Annotated in this window: 16 protein-coding genes; 7 read left to right on the forward strand and 9 right to left on the reverse strand. The window is 68.0% G+C overall.

Annotated features, from left to right (window positions below):
• Nucleotides 1–76 precede the first annotated feature (76 nt).
• Nucleotides 77–1,315: an ROK family transcriptional regulator gene (locus AB3M90_RS15885; RefSeq protein WP_412953792.1), complete on the forward strand. Its 1,239-nt coding sequence runs from the start codon at nt 77–79 to the stop codon at nt 1,313–1,315.
• Here AB3M90_RS15885 and AB3M90_RS15890 read toward each other — a convergent pair.
• Together AB3M90_RS15890 and AB3M90_RS15895 are read right to left on the reverse strand one after the other, a co-directional pair.
• Nucleotides 1,249–2,403 carry a Gfo/Idh/MocA family protein gene (locus AB3M90_RS15890; protein ID WP_412953793.1) on the reverse strand — a complete coding sequence of 385 codons (1,155 nt, stop codon included), beginning with the start codon at nt 2,401–2,403 and terminating at the stop codon, nt 1,249–1,251. The two genes, AB3M90_RS15885 and AB3M90_RS15890, sit on opposite strands and share 67 nt — an antisense overlap.
• Nucleotides 2,403–3,209, reverse strand: a complete 807-nt coding sequence (locus AB3M90_RS15895; RefSeq protein ID WP_412953796.1) for a sugar phosphate isomerase/epimerase family protein — start codon at nt 3,207–3,209, stop codon at nt 2,403–2,405. Before AB3M90_RS15895 ends, AB3M90_RS15890 begins: the two co-directional genes overlap by 1 nt.
• A gap of 105 nt (nt 3,210–3,314) precedes the next feature.
• On the opposite strand from AB3M90_RS15895, the gene AB3M90_RS15900 reads away from it, so the two are divergent.
• Nucleotides 3,315–3,938: a TetR/AcrR family transcriptional regulator gene (locus tag AB3M90_RS15900; protein WP_412953798.1), complete on the forward strand. Its 624-nt coding sequence runs from the start codon at nt 3,315–3,317 to the stop codon at nt 3,936–3,938.
• Complete coding sequence (locus tag AB3M90_RS15905) at nt 3,935–4,918, forward strand: epimerase (protein WP_412953800.1); 984 nt, start codon at nt 3,935–3,937, stop codon at nt 4,916–4,918. The genes AB3M90_RS15900 and AB3M90_RS15905 overlap by 4 nt, the downstream gene beginning before the upstream one ends.
• Here the strand turns inward: AB3M90_RS15905 and AB3M90_RS15910 are convergent.
• The 3 genes from AB3M90_RS15910 to AB3M90_RS15920 are packed head-to-tail and all read right to left on the reverse strand — an operon-like array spanning nt 4,915 to nt 6,486.
• Nucleotides 4,915–5,283, reverse strand: coding sequence for a PLD nuclease N-terminal domain-containing protein (locus AB3M90_RS15910; protein ID WP_412953802.1), 369 nt, complete (start codon nt 5,281–5,283; stop codon nt 4,915–4,917). The two genes, AB3M90_RS15905 and AB3M90_RS15910, sit on opposite strands and share 4 nt — an antisense overlap.
• 24 nt (nt 5,284–5,307) lie before the next feature.
• Nucleotides 5,308–6,237, reverse strand: coding sequence for an aldo/keto reductase (locus tag AB3M90_RS15915; protein WP_412953808.1), 930 nt, complete (start codon nt 6,235–6,237; stop codon nt 5,308–5,310).
• Nucleotides 6,238–6,255: 18 nt separating this feature from the next.
• Complete coding sequence (locus AB3M90_RS15920; protein ID WP_412953811.1) at nt 6,256–6,486, reverse strand: helix-turn-helix domain-containing protein; 231 nt, start codon at nt 6,484–6,486, stop codon at nt 6,256–6,258.
• Nucleotides 6,487–6,580: 94 nt separating this feature from the next.
• Between AB3M90_RS15920 and AB3M90_RS15925 the strand changes: the two genes are divergently transcribed.
• The 3 genes from AB3M90_RS15925 to AB3M90_RS15935 are packed head-to-tail and all read left to right on the forward strand — an operon-like array spanning nt 6,581 to nt 8,022.
• Nucleotides 6,581–6,958 carry a helix-turn-helix domain-containing protein gene (locus AB3M90_RS15925; protein ID WP_412953813.1) on the forward strand — a complete coding sequence of 126 codons (378 nt, stop codon included), beginning with the start codon at nt 6,581–6,583 and terminating at the stop codon, nt 6,956–6,958.
• Between the two features lie 7 nt (nt 6,959–6,965).
• A complete protein-coding gene (locus AB3M90_RS15930; protein ID WP_412953815.1) occupies nt 6,966–7,382 on the forward strand; it encodes an ImmA/IrrE family metallo-endopeptidase in 417 nt (138 codons plus the stop codon).
• 28 nt (nt 7,383–7,410) lie between these two features.
• Entirely contained in the window at nt 7,411–8,022 is a 612-nt protein-coding gene (locus AB3M90_RS15935) for a GNAT family N-acetyltransferase (protein ID WP_412953817.1), read from the forward strand.
• Between the two features lie 9 nt (nt 8,023–8,031).
• Here the strand turns inward: AB3M90_RS15935 and AB3M90_RS15940 are convergent, their stop codons facing one another.
• A complete protein-coding gene (locus AB3M90_RS15940; protein WP_412953819.1) occupies nt 8,032–8,235 on the reverse strand; it encodes a hypothetical protein in 204 nt (67 codons plus the stop codon).
• A gap of 138 nt (nt 8,236–8,373) precedes the next feature.
• Between AB3M90_RS15940 and AB3M90_RS15945 the strand changes: the two genes are divergently transcribed.
• Nucleotides 8,374–8,985, forward strand: coding sequence for a flavodoxin family protein (locus tag AB3M90_RS15945; protein WP_412953822.1), 612 nt, complete (start codon nt 8,374–8,376; stop codon nt 8,983–8,985).
• Nucleotides 8,986–9,027: 42 nt separating this feature from the next.
• On the opposite strand, the gene AB3M90_RS15950 is transcribed toward AB3M90_RS15945, so the two are convergent.
• The 3 genes from AB3M90_RS15950 to nrdE all read right to left on the reverse strand — a co-directional run bounded on the left by AB3M90_RS15950 (nt 9,028) and on the right by nrdE (nt 13,412).
• Nucleotides 9,028–10,059, reverse strand: a complete 1,032-nt coding sequence (locus AB3M90_RS15950; protein ID WP_412953823.1) for a hypothetical protein — start codon at nt 10,057–10,059, stop codon at nt 9,028–9,030.
• 223 nt (nt 10,060–10,282) lie between these two features.
• Nucleotides 10,283–11,263, reverse strand: coding sequence for a class 1b ribonucleoside-diphosphate reductase subunit beta (nrdF, locus tag AB3M90_RS15955; protein ID WP_412953826.1), 981 nt, complete (start codon nt 11,261–11,263; stop codon nt 10,283–10,285).
• Nucleotides 11,264–11,312: 49 nt separating this feature from the next.
• On the reverse strand, nt 11,313–13,412 hold the full coding sequence (gene nrdE, locus AB3M90_RS15960; protein WP_412953894.1) for a class 1b ribonucleoside-diphosphate reductase subunit alpha: 2,100 nt from the start codon (nt 13,410–13,412) through the stop codon (nt 11,313–11,315).
• Nucleotides 13,413–13,453: the final 41 nt, after the last annotated feature.

Here is a 13,453-nt window from a genome sequence, read left to right on the forward strand (position 1 = left end):
TCCATCGTCAAAAGTTGTTCAATCGCAATTCGAAGTTTGCCGCCCGAGCGGCGAAAGCCTGTGGTTTACTGACCCAATGGTTGACGTGCTGCGGCCGGCTCCGGCGCCGGCGCCCGGAGCGGGAGAGATCTTTCAGATCCTGCGCGACGGGCACGCCCGCACCAAGGCGGAGCTTGCCGCCCTCACCGGTCTCGCCCGATCGACCGTCGCCCTGCGCGTCGACGCGCTGCTCGCCGCCGATCTCCTCCGCCCCGCCGGCGAGGCGGCGTCGACCGGGGGGCGACCGCCCGCCCGCGTGGCCTTCAACCCCCGGGCCGGCCTCGTGCTGGCCGTCGACCTCGGAGCGACGCATGCCACGGTGGCCGTCGCCGACCTGGCGGGGGTCATCCTCGACGCCCGCACGCGCGCGATCGACATCGGGGAGGGCCCGGAGGCCCTGCTCGACGTCATCCTCGCCGACGGGCGGGCGCTGCTCGACGACGCACCGGCCGTCGGCCTCCCCCTGCTCGGCGTCGGCATCGGAGTGCCCGGACCGGTCGAGCACTCCACCGGCCGACCCACCAACCCGCCGATCATGCCGGGATGGGACCGATTCGACGTCCCGGGCTACGTGCAGCGCACCTTCGCCGTGCCCGTGCTCGTCGACAACGACGTCAACATCCTCGCCCTCGGCGAGCAGGCGACGAGCTGGCCGCAGGTCGACGACCTGATCTTCGTCAAGGTCTCCACCGGCATCGGAGCCGGCATCATCGCCGGCGGGCAGCTGCAGCGAGGAGCCCAGGGCTCCGCCGGCGACATGGGTCACGTGCAGGTGCCGACCGGGGCGGGATCGACGCGGGAACCGGGCGACGAACGCGACCTGGAGGCCCTCGCCAGCGGGTCGGCGCTCGCGGTCACCCTGCGCGATGAAGGACACGACGTGCACAGCGCGTCCGACGTGGTCGATCTCGTGCGCGCGGGCAATCCGGCCGCGATCGAGGCGGCGCGGCAGGCCGGCCGGGATGTCGGCGAGGTGCTCGCCACCGTCGTCAATCTGCTCAACCCGTCGATCATCGTGCTCGGCGGAAGCATCGCGCGCGCCGGCGAGCATCTTCTCGCCGGCGTGCGCGAGGTCGTCTACCGCCGCAGCATCCCGCTGGCGACGCAGCATCTCGCGATCGTGCAGTCCCAGGCGGGCGACCGCGCCGCCGTGCTCGGTGCGGCGATCATGGTCGCCCGCGAGGTGCTGTCGCCGGCGAACGTCGACGCCTACGTGGCCGATCCGCCGAAGGTCGCCTCGAAGGGGTCGAAGTCGGCGTCGAGCGCGCCGACCTGATCGAGCGTGCTCTCGACCGGCACGAACCGCCGGGACTCCGCGGCCTCCTCGATCGACAGCAGCGTGTCGAGCACGTGATACCCGAACTCCCCCGTGGCGACGTGCGGGCGTCCGGCCGCGATCGACCTGGCCATGTCGAGCAGTCCGATTCCGCGGCCTCCGAGCACACCCTCCTGCGCGACGTCGACGACCTCCTGCTCGACCGGCTCGGGCGGCACGAAGCGACGGCGCAGCGGTCGGGTGATGGTGATCTCGCCGCCGAAGGTGTTCGGGTCGGGGATCACGAGCGTGCCCTCGGTGCCGGTGACCTCGACGATCCCCTGCCGCACGATGGGCGAATCGGTGCTGTAGATGCTCTGCGCCTGACCGCCCCCCTCGAAGTCCATCAGCACGCTCAGCGTCGACGGGATCTCGACCGGGAACTCCTGCCCCGCGAGCTCGCCGACCTGCACACGGCGCGTCGGTGATCCCTGCAGGCCGAGGGCGGCGACCGATGCGACCGCACCGAACACGTGCACGAGCGTCGAGACGTAGTACGGCCCCATGTCGAGCAGAGGCCCGGCACCCTTGGCGTAGAGGAAGGCGGGATTCGGGTGGAAGATCTCAGGCCCCTGCCACTGGAACGTCGTCTGCGCGAACAGAGGTCGGCCGATGTCGCCCCGGGCGATCGCGCGCTTCGCCGTCTGCACCCCGGGACCCAGCACCGTGTCGGGGGCGACGCCGATGCGCAGTCCGGCGGCATCCGCCGCCTGCAGCAGCCGCCGCGACTCCTCACGGCTCACTCCGATCGGCTTCTCGGTCCAGACGTGCTTGCCGGCCGCGAGGATGGCCTCCGACACCTCGACGTGGACCGCGGGAAGGGTGAGGTTCACCACGATGTCGATGTCGGGATCGGTGAGGACGACATCCACTCCGCCGGCCCGCGGCACGCCGTACTTCTCCGCCTGCGCCCTCGCCCGCTCCTCGATCAGATCGGCGACCGCGAGCACGCGCACGTCCGGGAACGCGGTGAGGTTCGTCAGGTACTGGTCGCTGATGTTGCCCGCACCGATGAGACCGACGCCGACCGGGCCTCCTCCCACCGCCATCAGCGGGCCACGATCTGGTCGAGGTGCGCACGGCTGCGCTCGACGGCGTCGAGGAGATCGCCGTCGTAGTGATCGAACTCGACGATCGCGAGTTCGAGAGCGGATGCCGCGGCGATCGCCGCCGCGAGCGGCACGGCGCCCTCGCCCGCGGGGACCTGGTCGGCCGGAGGATACGCGTCGAGGAGGGCGGGGTCGAGGGTGCCGTCTTTCGCGTGCACGGCGATCACGCGGTCGCCCAGCCTCTCGAGCAGCGCGACCGGGTCGACGCCGCCGCGAGCGACCCAGTACAGGTCGACCTCGAGCACGACGCGCTCGTCGAGGGCACCGGCGAGGACCTCGAGTCCGGTGACGCCGTCGAAGACCGCCTCGAGCTCGTGCGCGTGGTTGTGGTACCCGACGCGCATGCCGGCCCCGGCTCCGATCTCGGCCGCCTCGTTCAGCAGACGAGCGGTCTCCTCGATCTGCGCGACCGTCTTCCAGCGGGCGGGTTCGGTGTACGGATCGATCACCGTCGTCATGCCCAGCACCTTCGCGGCGTCGAACACCTCGGCGGGTGACGGCACGGAGCGGTCCGTGCCGCTCCCGTCGGGATTGACGAACGACGGCGACGCGAGGAACGCGTGCCCCGACGGCGCCTTCAGTCCGGCCGCCGACAGCGCCTGCGCGAGCGGCTCCGCCCGGCGGACGAAGTCGTAGGGTTCGACGGCGGTGAACCCGCGCGCGGCCACCGCGGCCAGCGCCCCCTCGAGGTCGGCGTCCAGCTGGTCCTTGATGGTGAACAGCTGCAGGGAGGTCTGAATCGTCATCGGTCGGCTCCTTCGGTCATCGGCGACGCGCGGATCGTCGTCCGCGAACAGCACGTTACCAGCGAATACCTCCACACGGAAGTTTTGGTTGGATAGACTGCGGCCATGCCCGACGACGAGAGCCCCCGCCCGCGCGGCGCGTACGCCAAGGGGATCGCGCGGCGGCAGGAGATCCTCGATCGGGCCATCGAGGTCTTCGCCGCACGCGGTGCCGATCGCACCAGCCTCCGCGCCATCGCGCGCGAGGTCGGCGTCACCCATGCCGCCCTCACGCACTACTTCGGCTCCCTCGAGGAACTCCTCGTGTCCGTGTACGAGGAGAGCAACGCGCCCGCCCACCGCCACGAGACCGTGCCCGACGACGCGACCCCGGTGGAGCGGATGATCGAATCCGCGCGCACCAATCGCGAGGTCCCCGGCCTCGTCCAGCTGTACTCCAGCCTGGTCGCCTCCGCGCTTGAGGACGGTCACCCCGTGGCACGGGAGTTCGCGACGACCAGGTTCGCCGACCTTCGCGCCCGGTTCGCGGCCACCGTGCGCGAGCAGCAGGGCCGCGGCCGCCTGCGCGACGACGTCGATCCGGATGCCGTCGCCGCACTGGTCGTCGCGGCATCCGACGGCCTTCAGACGCAGTGGCTGCTCGACGACGCTGCTCCCCAGCACGAGGCGCTCGCTCTTCTCGACCGCCTGCTGCGGTCACCCGGCACAGACGAGGAGGCAGCCGTATGAGCGCAGACCGGGTGGTCATCGGGGGATCCACCGGATTCATGGGGCGATACCTGCAGGAGCGCTGGAGACGCCAGGGGCGCGAAGTGGTGACCGTCTCCCGCGCGGGGGCCGACATCCGGTGGAGCGACCAGGCGGCGATCGACCGCGCGGTCGACGGCGCGTCCCTCGTCATCGGGCTGGCGGGCAAGAGCGTCAACTGCCGTTACACCCCCGCCAACCGCGCGGAGATCGTGAGATCGCGGGTCGACACCACGGCGTCGCTGAGCCGTGCCATCGCGCGGGCGGCGGCTCCGCCGCCCCTCTGGGTCAATTCGTCGACGGCCACCGTCTACCGGCATGCGGAGGATCGGCCGATGACGGAGTCGACGGGCGAGATCGGCTCAGGGTTCTCGGTCGACGTGGCACGGGCGTGGGAGCAGGCCCTCTTCGCCGACGACCTCCCGGCGACACGTCGCATCGCATTGCGCAGCGCCATCGTCCTCGGCCACGGCGGAGTCCTCGAGCCGCTGAAGACGCTCTCGCGCCTCGGTCTCGGCGGGGCCCATCACGACGGCCGCTGGCCGGTCAGCCGGGGGCGGCGAGCGGCCGGAACCGCACACCTCCCCGGCGCCCGCCGAGGTCGGCAGCGTTTCAGCTGGGTGCACGTCGAAGACGTCGCGCGCGCGATCGACTTCTTCGAACGGACGCCCACGCTCGAGGGACCGGTGAACGCCTCCGCCCCGCATCCCGTCGACGACCGCGAGTTCATGGCGACCGTCCGACGGGTGCTGGGCGTCCGCATCGGGGTACCGATGCCGAGGTGGATGCTGGAACTCGGCGCCATCGGCATCCGCACCGAGACCGAGCTGGTCCTGAAGAGTCGGTGGGTGCTACCCGAGAAGCTCACCGAAGCGGGATTCGTCTTCCGGTATCCGACGCTCGAGGCAGCCGTGCGGGAGTCGTTCGACCGTGCGGCGGCCGCCCAGGACGCGGGCCCCTAAGACGACTCGCCGCCCTCGCGACGGCGCTTCTCGATCTCCTCGCGCAACCGCCATTCCTCGATCTCGCGATCGAGATCGGCGATCTGCTGCTCCGTCGTGCGCAGGTCCCGAGGCGGCGCGGGCTGCACGTGCACGGGCCCTGCGGCCCGTTCGGCTCGACGCACGCGCGGCATCCGGATGCCGGCCTCGTCGTACTCCCGCCCCATCACGAACCAGAGCAGGCTGCCGATCAGGGGGATCAGGATCACGATGAAGACCCACAGCATCTTGGGCAGATGCTTCACCTGGGAGTCGTCGCGCCTGATGATGTCGACGAGCGCACCGATCATCAGGGCGATGACGAGGAGCGAGAGCAGGAACGACATGGGATCAGGGTAGACGATGCCGGTCTACGGGAGCAGATGTCCGGCGGCGCGGAACAGCTCGTACCACTCGGCGCGGGTGAGGACGATGTCGGACCCGAGGGCCGCGTCGCGGACCCGCTCCGGCGTCGTCGTGCCCAGCACCACCTGCATGTTCGCGGGGTGGCGGGTGATCCAGGCGGTGGCGACGGCGATCGGCGGCACCCCGTACGCGTCGGCCAGACGGTCGATCACGGCGTTCAGCTCGGCATACTCCGGGTTGCCGAGGAAGACTCCGGTGAAGAACCCGCCCTGGAACGGCGACCACGCCTGGACGGTGATGCCGTTGATGCGGCAGTACTCGACGATGCCGCCGCCGTCGCGCACGATGCTCTGATCCTCGCCGGCCATGTTCGTCGCGATCGGCTGCGCGATGATCGGCGCATGCGTGATCGACAGCTGCAGCTGGTTGGCGATGAGCGGCTGCCGCACGGCCGTGCGGAGCAGGTCGATCTGTCGCGGGGTGTGGTTCGACACGCCGAACGCACGGACCTTGCCGGACGATTCGAGTTCGTCGAAGGCCCGGGCGACCTCTTCCGGCTCGACGAGAGCGTCGGGCCGGTGCAGCAGGAGCACGTCGATCCGATCCGTCCGGAGGGCGGCGAGCGACCCTTCGACCTGGGCGACGATGTGCTCGTAGGAGAAGTCGAACATCCCCTGGTCGGGAACGATGCCGCACTTGGTCTGCAGCACGATCTCATCGCGCTCGGCGGCGCTCAGCTGCAGCGACTCGGCGAACCTCGTCTCGCAGTGATGCATCGATCCGCCGTAGATGTCGGCGTGGTCGAAGAAGTCGATGCCCGAGGCACGTGCGGCCTCGTACAGATCGCGGATGTGGGCATCGTCCTTGTCATCGATGCGCATCATCCCGGCGACGACGGCGGGGGCGGTGGAGGATCCGAACGGCACTGTCTTCATGCCTCCACGCTACCCGCGTCACCGGTGCGGTGGATCCGCACTCGGCGTCAGCGCGCTCACCGGGACGTCGAGCGCCGCCGCGATGGCGGCCAGATCAGCCACCGTGAAGTCGTCGCGGCCATGAAGCGCCTCCGAGAGGCGGCGGGCATCGATGCCGGCCCGGTCGGCGAGCCAGTGCCGCGACCGACCCGCTCTTTCGAGTTCGGCCCCGACCGCGACTGACACCAGATGACGCGCTTCCGTCCCCATACGTCGACGGTACCGCGTCAGGCAGCGCACAACCACCGTCGAGTGAACCAATATGACGGCATCCTGGCTTCACGGCGGTGCTATGGTGAGCCGGATGAAGACATCGGCCGACCAGTACAACGCCGCCGTCGGAGTGCAGATCCGCGCCGAGATCGGCGCGCACCACAGCAGCATCGCCGCCATGGCGAGGACGATCGGCATCGCTCGCAGCGCGCTCGACAACTACGTGACGGGCAAGCGCGCCATCCCGATCCCGATCGTCTACGCGGTGTGCGCCGCCGTCGGTCTGGAGCCGCATCAGCTGCTCCGCCGCGCCGAGGAGCGCCTCGAGACCACCGGCACTCCGGCAGGGGCCCGCATCACGCCGCTCCGCCGCTCCCCCGATGTCTCCGGTTCGCGCGATGATGTCGCCGAGGTCGCCTTCCGATCGCACCTCCGGCACGACGCCGACACCGACGACCTCTACGACTAGGGGAATCATGCACACGCTCCTCCGCCTCGCCGAGGAGCAGGGCGTGCGCGTGATCGAGCGCCCCGGCGCGACGCGGGGCGGATTCGACCCCGTGACGAAGACCATCCGTCTCGATCCGGGCATGAGCGCGCGCACGGCGCGGAGCGTTCTCGCCCACGAACTCGGGCATGTGGCGCTCGGACACCTCCCCTCCACCGATCCGGCCGTCTCCCGCCAGCAGGAGCGCCAGGCCGACGAATGGGCGGCCCGGCTGCTCATCACCCCGCAGGCCTACGCGCAGGCCGAGAACACCCGGGGCACGCACGTCGCGAGCCTCGCCTTCGAGCTCGACGTGACGATCGAGCTCGTCCTCGCCTATCAGCGTCGACTACGACGGCTCGGTCCCGATCTCGGTCTCGCTGCCAGCCGTTTCACGGCTGCGTGACGAACGGCGACGCTGGTTGAATGACGTCATGGCCTTCCTCGTCACTCCCGCGCCCGTCACCCTGACCGGAGACGTCGTCGAACTGCGTCCCCTCGACCGGTCGCACGTGGCCGGCCTCGCCGAGGCGGCACGCGAGGACGACCTGTGGCAGACGGCCTGGTACACCTCGGTGCCCGAACCCGACGGCGTCGCTGCCGAGGTCGATCGTCGTCTGGCGCTGCTCGCCGACGGAGAGATGGTGCCCTTCACTGCGTTCGACGCGTCGGAGAGGGTTCTCGGCATGACCTCGTACTACGACCTGGTCGCCGACGTGCCCCGGCTGCACATCGGATACACCTGGAACCGGCCTTCGGCCCATGGGACGGGGACCAATGCCGAATCGAAGCTCCTGCTGCTGCGCCACGCCTTCGAGTCGTTGGGCGTGTTCCGTGTGGGCCTGACGACCCAGTGGGTGAACCACCGGTCGCGCGCGGCGATCGAGCGATTGGGAGCGAAGCAGGACGGCGTGATGCGGGCGATGAGCCGCTACCGCAACGGCGCGTTGCGCGACAGCGTCGAGTACTCGATCATCGAGCCGGAGTGGCCCGCGGTGAGGGCGACGATCGAGGCGCGCCTGGTGCGGCAGACTCGGCGCGGGTGAACCCGCGGATCACTCGGTGGGGCTGCCGGTCCAGTTGTTGCTGCGCCGCGTCGCCGAACCGCTCTGCCGCATGACCCAGGCGAGGGCCAGCATCGTGAGAAGGAGACCGCCGACGAAGACGAGCGCCTGGAACTCCTCGATCGTCTGAGCGAGAGCCATGACCCAGATGCCCCCGAGGAAGAGGACGAGGAAGAAGATGAAGCTGAGGATCACGGGAACTCCTGTCGTTGCGGCCGGTTCCCAGCGTACCCTCAGCCCGCGGCGCCGTGGTGCGTCCCGCGTCGGCTAGCGCACGGCCCCGACGGACGGAACCCCCTGTGCGACCGGTCCGAGACGTGGTTTCCTCGCCGCATGAACGCTCCCGTGACCGCCCTTGCCCTCTCCTGCACGCTGAAGCCCTCGCCCTCCGAGTCGAGCAGCGACCTGTTCGCCACGCAGATCCTCGCCGACCTCGCCGCGCACGGCGTCACCGGAGAGCTCGTGCGCGTCGTCGACCGCACCCTCAGCCCCGGCGTGCTGACGGACATGGGTGGAGACGACGAGTGGCCGTCGCTCCGCCGTCGCGTCCTCGACGCCGACATCCTCGTGTTCGTGACCCCCACCTGGATGGGACAGCACTCCAGCGTGGCGCAGCGCGTGCTCGAAAGGCTCGACGCCGAGCTGAGCGAGACCGACGCGCGCGGCCGGCTGACCCTCCTCGACAAGGTCGCCATCGCCGGGGTGGTCGGCAACGAGGACGGGGCGCACCACATCTCCGCCGTTCTGTTCCAGGCGCTGAACGACGTGGGGTTCACCATCCCCTCGCAGGCGTCGGTCTACTGGAACGGCGAGGCGATGCACACGACCGACTACCTCGAGCTCGAGCAGATCCCCGACGAGGTCGCCTCGGCCATGAAGACCGCGACCCGCAACGCCGCTCACCTCGCACGGGCTCTGCGCGAGCGCGAGTATCCGGTCGAGTGACCGCGGATCAGGTGCGTCGCACCTGATCCGCGGTCGCGTCGATCACCCGCCCGCGGTGAAGTCCATCGATCGCACCTGGGCGGTGAGGTTCGCGCCCACCGTGCTGTTGACGACCTGGACGGCTCGCACATCCGAGTTGGCGGCGGTGATGCCGGATGCCGCGAAGTAGCTCTTGTACGTCTCGAAGAGCTGGGTGAAATCGATCGAGACCTGCTTGTCCTGGCCGACCGACATGTATCCCGACGGATCGGCCACGCTGATGCGGCAGTGCCCGCCCTCGCACTTGTTGTCCCACAGCACCCTCGGGTCGTTGCTCGCGATGTCCCAGCCGTTGGGGTTGAAGTTCACGACCTGGATCAGGTGCACTTTGTCGGCACCGGTCGCACTCGACGTCCACATGATGTCGGTCGTGAGGATCTTGCGGTCCTCGCCGCACGACGACGCGGAGGGCGCAGACGGGACCTTCAGGTTGCCCGTGAACACGAGACCTTCGCTGAGCTTGGGGTGACGCTTGAGCCCGGCCTTCAGATACTCGTACGTCGCCGTCACCTCCGTGAGACGGCAGGGATTGGTCCCGCCGAGGTTGTGGGCATTGTTGACCAGCGTGAGCGTGAGCGGGCTGCCGTCGGCACCCTCCACCCAGTGGTCGAAGCCGGGGGTCTTGCCGCCGCTGTCGCCCCACAGCCATCCGTGCGTGTTGAAGCGCCACGCCGGGCAGGTCTGGCCCTGCACGCCGACCCACGCCTTACCTGCCGGCCAGCAGGCCGCGTTGGTGTCATGCCGGTCCATGCCGAGTTGCACGGCAAGGGCGTCGATCTCGTCGCATCCGCTCGTCTCGGCGTGGAGGTTGGTGAGGGGCGTGCCCTGCGGCCGCTCTTCCACCACGCTCCAGCATCGGTGGCGGGGGCCCGGATCCCACAGCAGCGACTCGGGAGACGAGGACGAGAGCTCGACCTCCGCCTCCGCCTCTGCACTCGGCGTCGCGGCAGCCGCGCCGAGGGGAAGCAGGGCTCCTCCCATCAGCAGCGCGGCGGCGGCTCCGAGGACACCGATTCGGAATCTCGACGATCTCATTGCGCACTCCATCGTGATCGATTTGTCGTCAGTCACCGGGCGAGTGCCCGATGGGAATTGATGTTATCGATGACATTGTTGTATGGCAAGGATGAGAGAGCGCGAAACGGACAATACCGATATCGATGCCAATCTCTCCGCGCACGAGAAAGGCCCGGATCCGCACGCGGGAGCGGGTCCGGGCCTCTCACCTACAACGCAGGCGACGTGCGATCCGAGACGTCTAGAAGTCCCAGTCGTCGTCTTCCGTGGCCTCGGCCTTGCCGATGACGTACGACGAGCCCGACCCCGAGAAGAAGTCGTGATTCTCGTCGGCGTTCGGCGACAGGGCCGAGAGGATCGCCGGGTTCACGTTGGTGACCGTGGACGGGAACATCGCCTCGTAGCCGAGGTTCATCAGCGCCTTGTTGGCGTTGTAGTGCAGGAACTTCTTGACGTCTTCGGTGAGACCGACCTCGTCGTAGAGATCCTGCGTGTACTGCACCTCGTTGTCGTACAGCTCGTAGAGCAGCGAGAACGTGTAGTCCTTCAGCTCGTCCTTGCGTGCCTGATCGAGGGTCTCGAGGCCGCGCTGGAACTTGTACCCGATGTAGTAGCCGTGAACAGCCTCGTCGCGGATGATGAGGCGGATCAGGTCGGCCGTGTTGGTGAGCTTCGCGCGGCTCGACCAGTGCATCGGCAGGTAGAACCCCGAGTAGAACAGGAAGCTCTCGAGCAGGGTCGACGCGACCTTGCGCTTGAGCGGGTCGTCTCCGCGGTAGTAGTCGGTGACGATCTGCGCCTTCTTCTGCAGGTTCGGGTTCTCGACCGACCAGCGGAACGCCTCGTCGATCTCCTTCGTCGAGCACAGGGTCGAGAAGATCGAGGAGTAGCTCTTGGCGTGCACCGACTCCATGAACGCGATGTTCGTGTAGACGGCCTCCTCGTGCGGGGTGATGGCGTCGGGGATCAGCGACACGGCTCCCACGGTGCCCTGGATCGTGTCGAGGAGCGTGAGGCCGGTGAACACCCGCATCGTGAGTGTCTGCTCCTCGGCGGTGAGCGTGTTCCACGACTGGATGTCGTTCGACAGCGGCACCTTCTCGGGCAGCCAGAAGTTGTTCACCAGACGGTTCCAGACCTCGAGGTCCTTGTCGTCCTGGATGCGGTTCCAGTTGATCGCCTGCACGCGGTCGACCAGCTTGAGCGGTGAGGAGGGAGTCATCGGTGTGCCGTTTCTGAGTACTGGGTCACTGAGCTTGTCGAAGTGCGGGTCACAGCATGCAGGAGACGCACTCGGTCATGTCGGTGCCCTCGAGCGCCAGCTGACGCAGGCGGATGTAGTAGATCGTCTTGATGCCCTTGCGCCAGGCGTAGATCTGCGCCTTGTTGATGTCGCGCGTCGTGGCGGTGTCCTTGAAGAACAGCGTCAGCGACAGGCCCTGGTCGACGTGCTGCGTGGCCGCGGCATACGTGTCGATGACCTTCTCGTAGCCGATCTCGTACGCGTCCTGGTAGTACTCCAGGTTGTCGTTCGTCATGAACGCCGCCGGGTAGTAGACGCGGCCGAGCTTGCCCTCCTTGCGGATCTCGATCTTCGACGCGATCGGGTGGATCGACGACGTCGAGTTGTTGATGTACGAGATCGAGCCGGTCGGCGGCACCGCCTGCAGGTTCTGGTTGTAGATGCCGTGCTTCTGGATGCTCTCCTTCAGCTCGGCCCAGTCCTGCTGAGTCGGGATGTGCTTGCCGGCGAAGAGATCCTTGACCTTCTCGGTCGCGGGCGCCCAGGCCTGGTCGATGTACTTGTCGAAGAACGTCCCCGACGCGTAGGTCGAGTCCTCGAAGCCGTCGAACGCGCGGCCGCGCTCGATCGCGAGCCGGTTCGAGGCGCGCAGGGCGTGGAACAGCACCGTGTAGAAGTAGATGTTCGTGAAGTCGATGCCCTCTTCCGAGCCGTAGAACACGTGCTCACGGGCGAGGTAGCCGTGCAGGTTCATCTGGCCGAGTCCGATCGCGTGCGAGCGGTCGTTGCCGTCTTCGATGGAACGCACGGAGCCGATGTGGCTCTGGTCGCTGACGGCCGTGAGGGCGCGGATCGCGGTCTCGACCGTCTGGCCGAGGTCATCGGCATCCATCGACAGCGCGATGTTCATCGAGCCGAGGTTGCAGGAGATGTCCTTGCCGATCCGGTCGTACGACAGGTCGTCGTTGTACGTCGTCGGGGTGTTCACCTGCAGGATCTCGCTGCAGAGGTTCGACATGTTGATGCGACCCTTGATCGGGTTCGCCCTGTTCACCGTGTCTTCGAACATGACGTACGGGTAGCCCGACTCGAACTGGATCTCGGCGACGGTCTGGAAGAACTCGCGTGCGTTGATCTTCGTCTTCTTGATGCGCGAGTCGTCGACCATCTCGCGGTACTTCTCGGTGACCGAGATGTCGCCGAACGGCACGCCGTAGACCTTCTCGACGTCGTACGGCGAGAACAGGTACATGTCCTCGTCGTTCTTGGCGAGCTCGAACGTGATGTCGGGCACGACGACGCCGAGCGACAGCGTCTTGATGCGGATCTTCTCGTCGGCGTTCTCGCGCTTGGTGTCGAGGAAGCGCATGATGTCGGGGTGGTGGGCGTTGAGGTACACCGCGCCGGCGCCCTGGCGCGCACCGAGCTGGTTGGCGTAGCTGAAGCTGTCTTCGAGGAGCTTCATCACGGGGATGATGCCCGAGGACTGGTTCTCGATCTGCTTGATCGGCGCACCCGCCTCGCGGATGTTCGACAGCAGCAGCGCGACGCCGCCGCCGCGCTTCGAGAGCTGCAGGGCGGAGTTGATGCCGCGGGCGATGGACTCCATGTTGTCTTCGATGCGCAGGAGGAAGCAGCTGACGAGCTCGCCGCGCTGCGCCTTGCCGGCGTTGAGGAAGGTGGGGGTGGCCGGCTGGAAGCGGCCCGAGATGATCTCCTCGACGAGGTTGACGGCGAGCTTCTCGTCGCCGTCGGCGAGGCCGAGGGCCGTCATCACGACGCGGTCCTCGAAGCGCTCGAGGTAGCGCTTGCCGTCGAACGTCTTCAGTGTGTAGCTGGTGTAGTACTTGAACGCGCCGAGGAAGGTCTCGAAGCGGAACTTCTTCGAGTAGGCCAGGTCGTTGAGCTTCTGGATGAAGTCGAACGAGTACTTCTCGATGACCGCGCCCTCGTAGTACTCCTTCTCGACGAGGTAGTCGAGACGCTCCTTGAGGGAGTGGAAGAAGACGGTGTTCTGGTTCACGTGCTGCAGGAAGTACTCCCGCGCCGCCCGCTTGTCGGCGTCGAACTGGATCTTCCCGTTCGCGTCGTACAGGTTCAGCATCGCGTTGAGGGCGTGGTAGTCCATGCCCTCGTACGCCGGGTTGATCTTGAAGGCCGCCTGCTCGG

Origin of the sequence: Microbacterium martis (assembly GCF_047246685.1) — a bacterium.
Classification (GTDB): domain Bacteria; phylum Actinomycetota; class Actinomycetes; order Actinomycetales; family Microbacteriaceae; genus Microbacterium.

Bases quoted from the DNA above. Each gene is read 5' to 3' on its own strand.
- AB3M90_RS15925 (WP_412953813.1), top strand. From the start codon at position 6,581: ATGAAGACATCGGCCGACCAGTACAACGCCGCCGTCGGAGTGCAGATC.
- nrdE (WP_412953894.1), bottom strand. From the start codon at position 13,412: ATGGACTACCACGCCCTCAACGCGATGCTGAACCTGTACGACGCGAAC.
- nrdF (WP_412953826.1), bottom strand. From the start codon at position 11,263: ATGACTCCCTCCTCACCGCTCAAGCTGGTCGACCGCGTGCAGGCGATC.
- AB3M90_RS15905 (WP_412953800.1), top strand. From the start codon at position 3,935: ATGAGCGCAGACCGGGTGGTCATCGGGGGATCCACCGGATTCATGGGG.
- AB3M90_RS15885 (WP_412953792.1), top strand. From the start codon at position 77: ATGGTTGACGTGCTGCGGCCGGCTCCGGCGCCGGCGCCCGGAGCGGGA.
- AB3M90_RS15895 (WP_412953796.1), bottom strand. From the start codon at position 3,209: ATGACGATTCAGACCTCCCTGCAGCTGTTCACCATCAAGGACCAGCTG.
- AB3M90_RS15950 (WP_412953823.1), bottom strand. From the start codon at position 10,059: ATGAGATCGTCGAGATTCCGAATCGGTGTCCTCGGAGCCGCCGCCGCG.
- AB3M90_RS15900 (WP_412953798.1), top strand. From the start codon at position 3,315: ATGCCCGACGACGAGAGCCCCCGCCCGCGCGGCGCGTACGCCAAGGGG.
- AB3M90_RS15915 (WP_412953808.1), bottom strand. From the start codon at position 6,237: ATGAAGACAGTGCCGTTCGGATCCTCCACCGCCCCCGCCGTCGTCGCC.
- AB3M90_RS15930 (WP_412953815.1), top strand. From the start codon at position 6,966: ATGCACACGCTCCTCCGCCTCGCCGAGGAGCAGGGCGTGCGCGTGATC.
- AB3M90_RS15935 (WP_412953817.1), top strand. From the start codon at position 7,411: ATGGCCTTCCTCGTCACTCCCGCGCCCGTCACCCTGACCGGAGACGTC.
- AB3M90_RS15920 (WP_412953811.1), bottom strand. From the start codon at position 6,486: ATGGGGACGGAAGCGCGTCATCTGGTGTCAGTCGCGGTCGGGGCCGAA.
- AB3M90_RS15910 (WP_412953802.1), bottom strand. From the start codon at position 5,283: ATGTCGTTCCTGCTCTCGCTCCTCGTCATCGCCCTGATGATCGGTGCG.
- AB3M90_RS15945 (WP_412953822.1), top strand. From the start codon at position 8,374: ATGAACGCTCCCGTGACCGCCCTTGCCCTCTCCTGCACGCTGAAGCCC.
- AB3M90_RS15890 (WP_412953793.1), bottom strand. From the start codon at position 2,403: ATGGCGGTGGGAGGAGGCCCGGTCGGCGTCGGTCTCATCGGTGCGGGC.